This is a genomic window from Porphyromonas uenonis 60-3, from assembly GCF_000174775.1.
GTDB classification, from domain to species: domain Bacteria; phylum Bacteroidota; class Bacteroidia; order Bacteroidales; family Porphyromonadaceae; genus Porphyromonas; species Porphyromonas uenonis_A.
In genome coordinates this window covers 1-11,943 of record NZ_ACLR01000192.1, presented here as the reverse complement: position 1 = coordinate 11,943, position 11,943 = coordinate 1, and the positions used below count along the sequence as shown (strand labels likewise).

The window sequence follows — 11,943 nt, the reverse complement described above, 5'->3', positions numbered from 1 at the left end:
GTAAGCTGAGGGGCTAAGTTGCCTTCGCCTAGCTCTCTACTTGCTGCAGGTCACAGGCGGTGCGGTAGTAGCCCGGCACATCGTACAGTTCGTCAGGCGTGCCAGAGGCAGCGACCGTGCCCCCAGAGAGTACTACGATGCGGTCCGCATTGCGTATCGTACGCATACGGTGGGCAATGATTAGCACCGTCTTATCCGTCGTAAGCTGTGAGAGAGCCCGCTGTATATGCGTCTCACTCTCCGCATCTTGGCTCGCAGTCGCCTCATCGAGGATGATGATCGGAGCATTCTTGAGGATAGCTCGAGCTATTGATATGCGCTGACGCTCACCACCAGAGAGGCGACTGCCATTCTCCCCTATCTGCGTCTGGTACCCCTCGGGCAACCGCGCTACAAAGTCGTCACACTGCGCTAGCCGAGCAGCCTCGAGTACCTCGGCATCTGTCGCCTCTTTGCGTCCGACGCGAATGTTTTCCAGCACCGTATTATTAAAGAGTACCACATCTTGAAAGACGATGGCGTAGTACTTGAGAAGTGTCTCTGGATCGACTGCTGTTAAGTCTTCGCCTCCGAGCGATACGGTACCACTCTGACAGTCCCAGAAGCGGGAGGCTAGTCGTGCACAGGTACTCTTGCCCCCACCGCTCGGACCGACGAGAGCCGTCACCTCGCCCTGCTTGGCGGTAAAGGAGACATGATTCAGCACCTGCGCACCCTCATTGTAGGAAAAGGATACATCCTCAAACGTTAGGTCGAAGCTCTTAGGCGCAAAGTCTGTCCGCCCCTCCTGTGTCGGCATATTGTAGATCTCATTCATACGATCTATCCGCACAGAGGCAAAGAGCGTTACGAGTGCATTCGCCATCAGCATAGTCAGCGGTGTATAGACCGACACGGAGATGAGCAGGAAGAAGAGGAGGATGCCGAGCGACACCTCTCCTGCCAGGTAAAGGTGGCTCCCCACGACGACTAGCGTCGGTATCGCCAGCTGTAGCAAAGAGCGTAGTCCATTGACCACGACGAAGCTAGCCAACTCGGTGTTAAAGCTGGTGCGTTCATGACTCGCCAAGACGGCATCCAGCTCTGTCATATAGAGCGTTTCGCCACCGTATGCCTTGATCGTCTGATGTAGCTGTAGCCCCTCCTCGACCTTTTCGCTCACAGAGAGTTGCGACTTAGATGCCTTGACGAAGGAGCGCTTTTGCGAAGCCAGACATCCCCATAGGATCAGGAGCGACACGGGCGCTGCCCAAAAGAGTGCCAAGGCTAACCGCCAATCTAAGGAGGCTAATCCACATCCCGCCAAGATGAGGACTATAAAGGAAGCTACCATCTGTGGCAGAGTATGCGAATAAGCGTTTTCAAGAAATGAGACATCAGACATCACACGGCTTGTCAGATCACTCGCATCGTGGCGGTCGAAGAAGGAGAGCGGGAGTCGTCTCATCTTCTCCGCTAGTCGTATGCGCATAGTAGCACTCTCGCTGTAGACGGCGAGGAAGGTGCTGTTGTACTGTCTGCGAGTGATGAGATACATACCTATTATAGATAGGAGTGCCATCCCTACCAGTGCCCAGAGGGTGAGGTCTCTGCTCTCGCCAAATAGCTCCATCATTAGGAGGTAAACGAGCATCACGGGGAGCATGAAGGAGAGGTTTTGCACACCAGTCCAGAGACAAGCCGAGAGGAAGTTGTGCGCTCCTCTAGGCGAGAGCGCCATCTTGCGCTCCATCCAGTTGATTAGATTTAGATGCTTCATAGCTTATATAGTCCATTTGATAGATTCTTGATACTCTTGCCACATAGAGGCATAGAGTCCATTAGTACGAGCCAGTAGCTCCGTGTGGGTGCCTTGCTCTACGATGCGTCCCTGCTGCATCACCACGATGAGATCCGCATTGACGACCGAGGAGAGACGATGCGCTATCATCAGGACGGTCTTGTGCGCCATCAGACGATGCAGGCTCTCCTGGATCGCATGCTCACTCTCAGGATCTGCAAAAGAGGTAGCCTCGTCCAGGAGCAGTATCGGCGCATCCTTGAGGAAAGCTCTCGCCAAAGCTATCCGCTGCTGCTCTCCCCCACTGAGGTAGACACCCTTAGAGCCGATGACCGTGTCCAACCCATGTGGCAAACTACGCACCAGCTCTAGGCAGTGCGCTTTGTCGAGGGCGGCATAGATCTCTTCGTCCGTAGCCTCAGCAGATCCGTAGGCTACATTGTCACGGATGGACTTCTTAAAGAGCCTTTCATTCTGGAAGACGAAAGAGATGTGCCGTAGCACCTCCTCGACAGCAACCTGACTTATATCTTCTCCCCCAATAGTAATCCGCCCTGTCTCCACATCCCAAAAGCGAGCCACGAGACGAGCCAGCGTTGTCTTGCCACTCCCGCTAGCTCCTACGAGAGCCACGCAGGCGCCCTCAGGGATTGTGAGCGTCACATCACTCACTGCCAGAGGAGCCTCTGGACTATATCTAAAGGACACCCCCTCCAGCTGGATCGTATGACTAGAGAGCGAGAGAGGCGTACTACCCTTTGCCTCAGTAGAGGCATCGCAGAGGGCATCCAGCCTATCCAGAGCTTGTACAGCCTCACGCTTGCCACTGACCACATACATGAGCCGCATCGTACACTCACCGATGAAGGGAGTCACGAGGATAAAGAAGACCAAGCTGCTCACCACACCGACCATATCTTCGCCTCGACTCAAGAGATAATAGGCGAAGGGTACCAAGATAAAGGCATAGCCAAAGGAAGCTACCGTATAGATGCTAAACATCCGCCGACAACTACGTGCATAGACCTTCGCCCATTTAGCATAGTCCAGTAGCGTCTGGTGAAAAGCATTGAAGGAGTAGATCGACTGCTGGAAAGCTTTCACCACGGGCATACCACGCACATACTCAACCGCCTCGCTGCTCATCCTTTGCTGGTGATTCATATAGGCACCCATACTCTCACGGTACGCTTTGTTGGTCATCATCGACCCCATCGCCAGGAGCTGTATCAAGACAGGTATGAGACAGAGCAGAGCCATGCGCCACTCTAGGACAAACATCATCACGCAGAGCGTCACAAAGCAGACCAGCGTCCCAACGAGGTCTGGCAACTGGTGAGCGCAGAAAGTGTGGGTCAGGCCAACATTGTCGTCGATGACGTTTTTGAGCTTGCCTAGGTTCTGCTGATCGAAGAAGCCCAAGGGCATCTCCAGCATACGCCTCATAGCATCCCCTCGCAAAGTCCGCTCTACCCTAAAGGCTGCCACATGCGTCAGCATCAATGCCAACCCATAGAGGAGTATATGGAGCAGTCCCGCCCCGACTGCCAACCAAGCCCATCGCGTGATGGCGCCTGAGTCCACAGAGCCACCGAGTAACTCCCGCAGGATAAGCCAAATAAAGATGAATGGCACCAGTGCCACCACGTGCGCCACGGCAGAGCAGACCAGCCCTAGATAAGCGAGCGGTCGCTTGCTCCCCATGGAGCGCCCTAGGCGTCCCAATGCACCTAGAGATTGATTGTTTGATTGTCTCATATTGATCTGTTGTTATATACTTGGAGCCGTTTTACTTAAAATAGATCCTATGCGCAAGAGCGCTCAGCGAGGAGCTAAAAAAGCATCGTCCTATGGGCACCCTTACACAGTGCAAAGGTAGAGCGTAATCCTTAGAACAGCAATACCAAATAGTCGGTAATCTATTGTATATCAAAATGATGCGAACGTTCAGCATCTATCGTTCGAAGCCTGTCAGGACTCCTTCCTTCGATTAGTTAAATTCTGAATATTATACGGAGAGAGATGCGCTCAGATACTGGTTTCTCCCGAGGAAATTGAAAATCTCCAAGGAGCAATCGGCAAATTCCTCGGAACTTTGAAATCTTTCTTCCGAAGTTTCATTTCATTCTTCCGAAGTTTTATTTCGAACTTCCGATAAAATGAAAAATATCTCCGTGAATATTTTCAAATTCTTCCGAGAAAATCTTCGCATAACTCCACATTTCAACCAATTACTCAGTTTCCCAAGAACAAAACTCCCTTCATTTCGGTATTTTATCGACATTACACCGCTAACAATCAAACAGTTAAACGAATTCTCGCCGGCAACTGTTTTTTTTTGTTAAACATTCCGTACCTTTGCCAGTGAAGTTACTAAGGAGCCTATGCTCCATTGCAAAAAGACATAACAAAAATCAGATGATATAACCCTATGGGACGCAAACGATCGACACCTATACCCGGTCTCTCCTTCTCATGGCAGAGAGCCGTAGGCGTAACGAAGCTCAGACAGCGAGTATCTCGGCGCACTGGTATACCAACGAGCAAAAGTGGTCTGAACCAAAAGATAGGCCGTGGCATCCTGAAGAAACTATTCGGACGATAAAACAAAACTATAACACGATAAAACCTATGGACAAAATCAAAGTATTTGGTAAAGCTCAAAACCGCACAGCACTAGGTATCGTACATGCCTACATGATTATGTATCCACATGCGACCCTAGCAGACCTGCGCAAAGCATTTCCTAATGAGCTAAACCCTGACAAGGGTGTCCCAGAGACCTTTATCTATGCAGATGAAAAGGGGACTACAGCTAATTGGAACGGATACTTTAAGGCTCCCGACGAGCTACTCACGACGGGTGACGGCAAGAAAGTCGCTCTCGTCAGTATGTGGACCAAGCCGAGCTTTGAGAAGATCGTACGACATGCTACACAGTATGATATTGTGGTAGCAGAGTTTGAGAAGGCGGGACGAGTTGGCGAGAAGGGCGGCTTCCGACTAGAGTACCTCAACGGCTACATACCCCCAGTGGCTAAGAAGAAAGGACTCCCCTGGTGGCTCTGGCTCATCATCGCACTACTCCTCATCGGAGGCATCGTCGCATTCTTCCTGCTTCGTAAGCCCAAGGTGGTCGAGGTCGAGAAGGTAGTTACGGTTGAGAAGGTAGTCTATCGAGATCGTGTTGAGAAGATTGAGAAAGACTTCAATGCCGCCAAGTTTGTCCAGGGCAAAGCAGATCTAACGGACGAGGCTAAGTTTGTCCTTCATGACCTAGCCAAGCTAATGGAGGCTAATCCAGACCTAAAGCTCAAGATCGAGGGACACACCTCAGAGGAGGGCGATGAGGCCTTCAACCAGCGACTCTCAGAGGAGCGAGCTCAAGTCGCTGTAGACTTCCTCATCAGCCAAGGCATCTCGGCAGACCGCTTGCAAGCTGAGGGCAAGGGATCTAGTGAACCAATTGACCCAAGCAACCCTGATGTCAATAGGCGCACTGAGTTCATCGTCATAGAGTGAGCACGCAGAGGCTCACCATCACAACGCAACTAATAAATAACCAACTAAGTAATACTACAATGGCAGTAAAACGAACTAAATCAGGTAAAATCGACAAGCGTACCAAGGAAGGTAAGGCTATGCTCGAAAATCTAGCAAAGGCTCGCGCAGCAGCCGCAAGAAAACGTCGTCAAGAAGACGCTAGTCTACTCAGACGTATCAAACGAATGCTCAAATAAAAAAGACAACGACAGAACTATGAAATCAGATATAAAGAATGTAGCAGCTTTTCTAGCTGTAGCCATCTGGGCAGACGGTGTATACTCCGAGGAGGAAAACGATATGCTCACAGACATCGCAGAGGCACTTGACGTAGACTCCGCATCACTCATCCAGCAGGTACAAGAGGCGGTCAATACCCTAGAGGGTAAAGATGACGACGCTGTCCAAGAGTACCTCATCAACAACGCTTCGGCTATTGAAGAGGATGAGACCAAGAGACTCTTGCAGTGCGCTATCGAAATTGTGATGGCTGATAATGTTATCACAGTGGATGAGGTACAGGTGCTCTTTGACCTAGCAGACGCTATGGGCGGAGAGGTAGAGCATGCTGACGTAACGCTCATGCTGCTAGACCTCGTTAAGTACAGCCCTGAGATTGAGGTAGAGTTCCAACCATACTAATAACCAATAACTATAACAACATGGCAGACTTTCGCATTGACAGCCGTATGAAGGTTAAAACCCTCAAGGCAAACTTTAAGAAAGAATTTGGAGCTACGCTCCGCGTCTACACGACGGAAAACTGTAAGGCAATGGCCGATGACGAGGCTACAATCGGATCTCTCATGACCTCCTCTGCAAAGGGTGGTGTGCTGACCGTAGGTGGCAACCTAAGGGTCGGTAACTTCGAGAAGAAGATTGCTGAGCTGTACGGCGTAGGCGTGCAAGTGGCCAATGCTAAGAACACTGAGCTCAGTAGCGACAATATCACACTAGTCGCTGCAGGCAAGAAGTAATCTACGTACATGTCAATGGAGCACTACCCCTCAGTAGTGTCTCCATTGACTATATACCCGTCTCAAAAGGAAAGAGCTACTTTTCCCCCTTCTACACACAGACTACTTAGCGGTACCTCTATATGAGTACGAAGAAGATTATCATTTACGCTGTTCTAGCCCTTCTAGGGTTTGTATTCATCGGTAACGTAATCAGTACGGCTTGTAGCAGTAGTGCTGTCAAGCAGTTTAAGAAAGCCCTCGAAGATGGTAACCTCTCCGAAGCCTCTAAGTATATCGAGCAGATTGACGACAGCTCCGACAAGGAGCGCTGTGCGCTACGTCTGATACGCGTCTACCTAGAGCTAGATAACTCCAAGCAGGCTATCTATGTATACGAGGTCCTCACGCCATACCACGAAGGTCGAGACAATATCTCGTACTCCTTTAACGTCTACGAGCGGGATGCCTGTAAGCTACTCAGAGATTACCTAGTCAAGCATGGAGACTACGAGACTGCTTGGAACTACTATCCCCTAAAGTCTCTTGATGAAAACTATATAGGTAATGCCCCCTGTCTCTACGACTACATGAATGATGTCGTAGTGGCTATGTGTGCTGCTGGACGACAAGATGAGGCTAGTCAGTTTGTAAGGAGTAAGCTATCGTGGTTCGCCACCTATGTAGACGCAAGTAGTAGTCAGTACGCCAGTGAGTATGCTGCTTTCCAAAGTAATCAGGTGAGAGAGCGGTTAGAGCAACTCATAGATGAGTCTTATAACTACTAGACGAAGAGAAGGGATGAAAGGTCTGTTACAGATACTCTATGGAGGATTGCTCCTTTGCACTCTCCTAACTTGTGTAGGATGCGGGCAGGGCAATAAGAAGGACGCAGAGCTTGACAAGATCTCTGAACTAGAGCAGATGAAGTATGACAACATATCGCAAAAGCTAGACCTCCTCTGCTCAAAAGCTCAAAGTGCACACAGCGATCTAGACTTACAGACGATCTATACTGAGTTAAGTCAGATCGAGTACGACTACAATCCCGACGGTATGGGCGAACGTGCACAGCAAAAGTGCCAGCAGCTCAAGGATAGACTCGCTGTGCTCCAAGCAAGTCCGAGTAGTCTACAACAGATTTCTTCCTCTAATGAAGCTAGCACTTCAGAGTCAAGACCTTCCGCTAGCAAGGGACTCATATCTAGAAGACACATGAAGGTTGACGCTGTCAAGCGTTACCCTTATTACTTCAAGTCTCAGGACCAGCTCCACATCTCTGTGACCCCTCATGGCTCTGCGCGTGTCTCCCTCTTTGACATCAATCGCCAGAAGCGTCTCAAGCAGTGGCACGTACAGAGTACTCTAGAGGAGCAGGTGACTATACCATCGGACGGCATCTACATGATAGAGTTACGACCCGATGGTGGAGAGCTTATCACCGATATATCTCTCTCATACGAAGGCGCAGATAACAACAAGCGACCACGCGTCTCGGAACGAACGGTAAGCTGTAAGCAGGGAGACTTCCTGGCAGAAGCTACTGCGAGTGTGCGGGTGTCGACAGTCTTTAAAGAGCCAAAGAAAGTCGGGCTCCGAGGCAATCTCAAGTCTATCTTCTCTGGTAAGTCTCGAGCTTTGATATCCGTACCTGTGCCTGCGGGGAGTGATGCCATACTATACTATCTCCGTATATCTACCAATGAGAAGACAGCTCCCAGCGATGGCAAGTTTGCCGACAACTTATCCCTCGCCTCTAAGCAAATCAAAATCCTGGGCATCAAGGTATACGAAAAGCGCACCCTCAGTAGTAGTGTCATCGACCGACTGCTCTTTAATACGCGTCCGCCTCGTGAGGAGGATGCCTTTTGCAATATGTACGTCTTGACCGATGCTACGCAAGCCAAGAAGTTTCAAGACGAGACAGCCTCCTCTGGGCACTATAAGTATGCTGTAGAGCAGTCTCAGATGGGCACCCAATCTTGTAATGGAGAGCTCAAGCCCAAAGGGCGTAAGACCCTTTACCTAGGCTTCGAAAATGAGCGCATGCGCTACGATAACTACATCTGGCTAGAAGTAGCCTCCTTGACACATACTAAGGAGTACACCCGACCGGTGTATTTCACTAGATAATTCTTAAAACCAAACCAAAAGAACTATGGCAAAGAAAACAGTAACCACAGGAGAGTACATCCTCAACAAGCTAGACAACGGTAGCATCACCGTGTACCGCGTATACGACAACGTAAAGGGAGCCCTACGTGAGATTGCAGAGCAAGAGGGCTTTGAGTACGACAACGACTGGACGACACGCCAGTTTGGATCCAAGCTGATGTCCTTTCTAGAGGATAGAGAGGGCTAGCACGGCGCCTCTGTAGTCATCTATCAATATATACGACAACAGAAGAAGCAAACTTATATCATGAGCAAAGAACACTATAAGAAAAAGATCATAGATCTACGTGCCTCTATCGCAAGAGAGCGAGAGCAGAAGAAGCGAGACAATGAGTACTACGCAAGTAGAATCAGGAGTGCCTCGTCTCCCTCTTCAAAAGCCTCCTATCGCAAGAGCAAGATAGACAAGTCTGCCTATCACGATCGCAAGATCGAAAACTATAAGAGTCAGATCGAGAGTGCTAAGGCTAGCCTCAAGAGGTGTAAGTAAGGACGACAAAGACACGCAACGTGTATACTGTACTCGTGACAGGGTTTGAGCCGTACTGGGACTACCCTGACAACTCATCGTGGGTGGTGGCTCAGGAAGTGGCCACCCACGATCTAGCTGGTATCCGTATCTGTACGGAGATGATGCCTGTCAGCTTTCATCAGGTAGCGGAGGCTCTCCGTAGGGCTATAGACCTACACACGCCAGACCTAATCATCATGCTGGGACAGTCTGGAGGTAGTGACCGCATCAAGCTAGAGCGCATCGCTATCAATCTGATGGAGTCCAAACTCCCCGACAACGATGGCTACCTTCCCAATGAGGAGACCATCTATACTGACGGAGCATCAGCTCTATTTACCAATACATCAATCAAGGAGCTACGCACCACCATCGAGCAGCTCGGGATAAAGGTCAAAATCTCCAACTCCTCTGGGCTCTATGTCTGCAACCGCCTCTACTATGAGGCTCTCTCGATCACCCAGAGCAGACCGTCCACTCAAGCCCTATTTGTACACCTACCATACTATGAGGGTCAGCCCTCAGCCAAGCCTGCCAGACCTACCATGCCACTAGCCGATATGGTGCAGGCTATCGTAGCCATAATCAAACGAATCAGTGGGACGCATCAAGCAGTTTAAGCATCAGCTCGGACGGGTCTTTGATACCAACCTTGAGACCAAGCAATGGGGCAATTATGTCGACTATACCATCGTCGGACTGATTGTCTTGAGTACGCTCTCTGTCTTTATCTCCACATTTGACATCTCCGAGAGCTGGGAGCGTGTACTCCATGTGATAGACGTAGTCACTGTCATCATCTTCACGATAGAGGTGTCGCTACGTATTTGGACTGCTGATGAGCTTAGTCCTAAGTATCACGGCTTCTGGGGGAGGGTGCGCTACTGTCTCACCTTCTACGGTATGATAGATATACTCTCTACCTATACCTTTTATCTGGCTCTCTTCCTCCCGCTACCCTACCAAGTGCTCAAGTCTCTACGTGTCGTGCGTGTCTTGAGGATTTTCCGCTATATGCGCTCATTCCGACTGCTACAACAAGCTATCACCTCAAAGTCCAAGGAAATCCTCATCTCATTACAGTTTCTCCTAGTCGTGACTTTGATGCTGTCGTTTGTACTCTTTTTCTATGAGCATGAAGCACAGCCCGAGACCTTCAACAATGGGATGACCTCCGTGATGTGGGCGTTTGCACAGTATATAGGTGATCCAGGACAGTTTGCCGAAACCCCGCCAGTTACTCCCGTGGGGCAAGCAGTCGCTTTCGCTGTAGGGATCCTAGGCATCGCACTCTTTGCAATACCAGCCGGCTTGGTCGGAGCGGGCTTCTCGGAGACGCTGGAGGAGGAGGTGCACAAAGAGACTATTAAGAAGAATACGGAGAAAATGTTCAGCGCCTTCGAGCGAAAGTTAGACCGCCCGACAGGCTTCCAAATTGTGCCTCAGCACCTCTCTATATGTGATCTACAGGCTCGCATAGGACTCAAAGTAGGAGACATACTAGATGTCGTGGACGAAGCGGACAACTTTCGACTGATTAACCTAGCCACCACTCAGACCATCGATGAGCGACCACAGGACAAGCTCGCTGTAGAGCACTTTATAGTCAATAAGCCTTATGGCTACTACATAAACAGAGGATCTAAGGTGACGATCATATCACCATCTAGTCTAGCTGATGCCGCCATTGGTAATTTCTCGTACTACCTAGCTCTGATCGGTGGATTTAACTATATCAGTCGCGAGCTGGGAGAGATGAGACCGTATAAGTCTTACTACTCTTTTGACAATCGTCAGGTCGAGCCCAATCTGACTCAATATATGGAGGACCTAGAGGAGCTCAGCTCACGTCCTGGTAGCTGGACCTTGACCCCGCTCGTAGCTAGCGGAGCCAACGAGCCGAGCTATCCGACCATCTTCCACTTCTCTGCTGGAGGAGCTAAGGGTGATGAGAGCTTTACGGGAGACAATCTAATCGTACAGGATATGGATGGGTATCAAGCCTTTTACCAAGACTTGACCGCTGAGCTAGAGCGACGCTTTGAGATGACTTCAGATCATCAGAGGTATCACAACTTGACCAGTCCACGACTCTTCGCTCGCCACTTTAGTGAGGGACGCGGATCTCGCAACAACATAGTCCTACGTATCGCTTGGAGTGCCTGTCTGTGGGACTCGAGGCGTATAGCTATTGCGAAGACTATAGCCGATGCCCTAAATCGTCACTTCGAGAGCGATATAGATAAAGAGTATTCCCCCGAGCTAAAGATTAAACGAAGTGGATATTAGAACAGCAATACCAAATAGTCGGTAATCTGTTGTATATCAAAACGATGCGAACGTTCAGCATCTATCGTTCGAAGTCTGTCAGGACTCCTTCCTTCGATTAGTTAAATTCTAAATATTATACGGAGAGAGATGCGCTCAGATACTGGTTTCTCCCGAGGAAATTGAAATTCTCCAAGGAGCAATCGGCAAATTCCTCGGAACTTTGAAATCTTTCTTCCGAAGAATGAAATGTGCTGTTTTAGGGTAGTGTGATTTTGCTGGTATATTGCTGACAGCTATTTGGTTACATTCTTTTGACAGAGGCGAGTTGATAGTCTGCTTCTACGATGAAAGTTGCTAGTTAGCCTTTACAGGGGTTTACGTAGCCGTTTGTATACCAATGCTTTGTGCAAATGTTTCACAGACTTAATGTGTGCTTGGCTACAAAATGGCTACATTTAGATTTTCTAAGACTAAGATGTAAGGTGTTTTGAACACTTTCTCTTCATCACCAAACTACTAACTAACAATGTTCGTGATGAAGAGATTAGACTTGGACGTTAAAGTCCGCTACTACACGAGGCATAACAAGAGCTATCAAGGCGATAGCCCTATTATGATACGCCTGTATGTACAAGGCGAGCGAGCCAGCTTAGGTCAGGTTGGCTACTCTGTCCGACCTTGCTATTTGGTTAATAACAAGGTTGTGG

13 protein-coding genes are annotated in these 11,943 nt (G+C 49.4%); 11 read left to right on the top strand and 2 right to left on the bottom strand.

Annotated elements, in window-relative coordinates; genetic code table 11:
- Positions 1-28 precede the first annotated feature (28 nt).
- Both PORUE0001_RS07790 and PORUE0001_RS07785 read right to left on the bottom strand, forming a co-directional pair.
- Positions 29-1,759: an ABC transporter ATP-binding protein gene (locus PORUE0001_RS07790; RefSeq protein ID WP_007365914.1), complete on the bottom strand. Its 1,731-nt coding sequence runs from the start codon at positions 1,757-1,759 to the stop codon at positions 29-31.
- A gap of 3 nt (positions 1,760-1,762) precedes the next feature.
- Positions 1,763-3,538, bottom strand: a complete 1,776-nt coding sequence (locus PORUE0001_RS07785) for an ABC transporter ATP-binding protein (protein ID WP_007365917.1) — start codon at positions 3,536-3,538, stop codon at positions 1,763-1,765.
- A gap of 673 nt (positions 3,539-4,211) precedes the next feature.
- Here PORUE0001_RS07785 and PORUE0001_RS10740 point away from each other — a divergent pair.
- The 11 genes from PORUE0001_RS10740 to PORUE0001_RS07735 all read left to right on the top strand — a co-directional run bounded on the left by PORUE0001_RS10740 (position 4,212) and on the right by PORUE0001_RS07735 (position 11,254).
- Positions 4,212-4,385 carry a hypothetical protein gene (locus PORUE0001_RS10740; RefSeq protein ID WP_198400686.1) on the top strand — a complete coding sequence of 58 codons (174 nt, stop codon included), beginning with the start codon at positions 4,212-4,214 and terminating at the stop codon, positions 4,383-4,385.
- A gap of 26 nt (positions 4,386-4,411) precedes the next feature.
- The gene (locus PORUE0001_RS07780) at positions 4,412-5,302 is read left to right on the top strand and encodes an OmpA family protein (protein ID WP_039865803.1); all 891 of its coding nucleotides are present in this window, start codon (positions 4,412-4,414) and stop codon (positions 5,300-5,302) included.
- Between the two features lie 59 nt (positions 5,303-5,361).
- Positions 5,362-5,520 (top strand): hypothetical protein, encoded by a 159-nt coding sequence (locus PORUE0001_RS07775; protein ID WP_157750202.1) that lies wholly within the window; start codon positions 5,362-5,364, stop codon positions 5,518-5,520.
- Positions 5,521-5,539: 19 nt separating this feature from the next.
- Positions 5,540-5,965 (top strand): TerB family tellurite resistance protein, encoded by a 426-nt coding sequence (locus tag PORUE0001_RS07770; RefSeq protein ID WP_007365904.1) that lies wholly within the window; start codon positions 5,540-5,542, stop codon positions 5,963-5,965.
- A gap of 20 nt (positions 5,966-5,985) precedes the next feature.
- Positions 5,986-6,300, top strand: coding sequence for a hypothetical protein (locus PORUE0001_RS07765; protein WP_007365895.1), 315 nt, complete (start codon positions 5,986-5,988; stop codon positions 6,298-6,300).
- A 122-nt stretch (positions 6,301-6,422) separates the two neighbouring features.
- Positions 6,423-7,067 (top strand): hypothetical protein, encoded by a 645-nt coding sequence (locus PORUE0001_RS07760; RefSeq protein ID WP_007365910.1) that lies wholly within the window; start codon positions 6,423-6,425, stop codon positions 7,065-7,067.
- Positions 7,068-7,080: 13 nt separating this feature from the next.
- Positions 7,081-8,412: a hypothetical protein gene (locus PORUE0001_RS07755; protein WP_007365913.1), complete on the top strand. Its 1,332-nt coding sequence runs from the start codon at positions 7,081-7,083 to the stop codon at positions 8,410-8,412.
- A gap of 25 nt (positions 8,413-8,437) precedes the next feature.
- Complete coding sequence (locus PORUE0001_RS07750; RefSeq protein WP_007365899.1) at positions 8,438-8,641, top strand: hypothetical protein; 204 nt, start codon at positions 8,438-8,440, stop codon at positions 8,639-8,641.
- A 60-nt stretch (positions 8,642-8,701) separates the two neighbouring features.
- Positions 8,702-8,944, top strand: a complete 243-nt coding sequence (locus PORUE0001_RS07745) for a hypothetical protein (RefSeq protein WP_007365903.1) — start codon at positions 8,702-8,704, stop codon at positions 8,942-8,944.
- Between the two features lie 35 nt (positions 8,945-8,979).
- Positions 8,980-9,585, top strand: a complete 606-nt coding sequence (locus PORUE0001_RS07740) for a pyroglutamyl-peptidase I (protein ID WP_100067382.1) — start codon at positions 8,980-8,982, stop codon at positions 9,583-9,585.
- A complete protein-coding gene (locus tag PORUE0001_RS07735; protein WP_007365896.1) occupies positions 9,563-11,254 on the top strand; it encodes an ion transporter in 1,692 nt (563 codons plus the stop codon). The genes PORUE0001_RS07740 and PORUE0001_RS07735 overlap by 23 nt, the downstream gene beginning before the upstream one ends.
- The last annotated feature ends 689 nt before the right edge of the window (positions 11,255-11,943 follow it).

Coding starts and splice junctions, on each gene's coding strand:
- PORUE0001_RS07790 (WP_007365914.1), bottom strand. CDS start 1,759: ATGAAGCATCTAAATCTAATCAACTGGATGGAGCGCAAGATGGCGCTC.
- PORUE0001_RS07785 (WP_007365917.1), bottom strand. CDS start 3,538: ATGAGACAATCAAACAATCAATCTCTAGGTGCATTGGGACGCCTAGGG.
- PORUE0001_RS10740 (WP_198400686.1), top strand. CDS start 4,212: ATGGGACGCAAACGATCGACACCTATACCCGGTCTCTCCTTCTCATGG.
- PORUE0001_RS07780 (WP_039865803.1), top strand. CDS start 4,412: ATGGACAAAATCAAAGTATTTGGTAAAGCTCAAAACCGCACAGCACTA.
- PORUE0001_RS07775 (WP_157750202.1), top strand. CDS start 5,362: ATGGCAGTAAAACGAACTAAATCAGGTAAAATCGACAAGCGTACCAAG.
- PORUE0001_RS07770 (WP_007365904.1), top strand. CDS start 5,540: ATGAAATCAGATATAAAGAATGTAGCAGCTTTTCTAGCTGTAGCCATC.
- PORUE0001_RS07765 (WP_007365895.1), top strand. CDS start 5,986: ATGGCAGACTTTCGCATTGACAGCCGTATGAAGGTTAAAACCCTCAAG.
- PORUE0001_RS07760 (WP_007365910.1), top strand. CDS start 6,423: ATGAGTACGAAGAAGATTATCATTTACGCTGTTCTAGCCCTTCTAGGG.
- PORUE0001_RS07755 (WP_007365913.1), top strand. CDS start 7,081: ATGAAAGGTCTGTTACAGATACTCTATGGAGGATTGCTCCTTTGCACT.
- PORUE0001_RS07750 (WP_007365899.1), top strand. CDS start 8,438: ATGGCAAAGAAAACAGTAACCACAGGAGAGTACATCCTCAACAAGCTA.
- PORUE0001_RS07745 (WP_007365903.1), top strand. CDS start 8,702: ATGAGCAAAGAACACTATAAGAAAAAGATCATAGATCTACGTGCCTCT.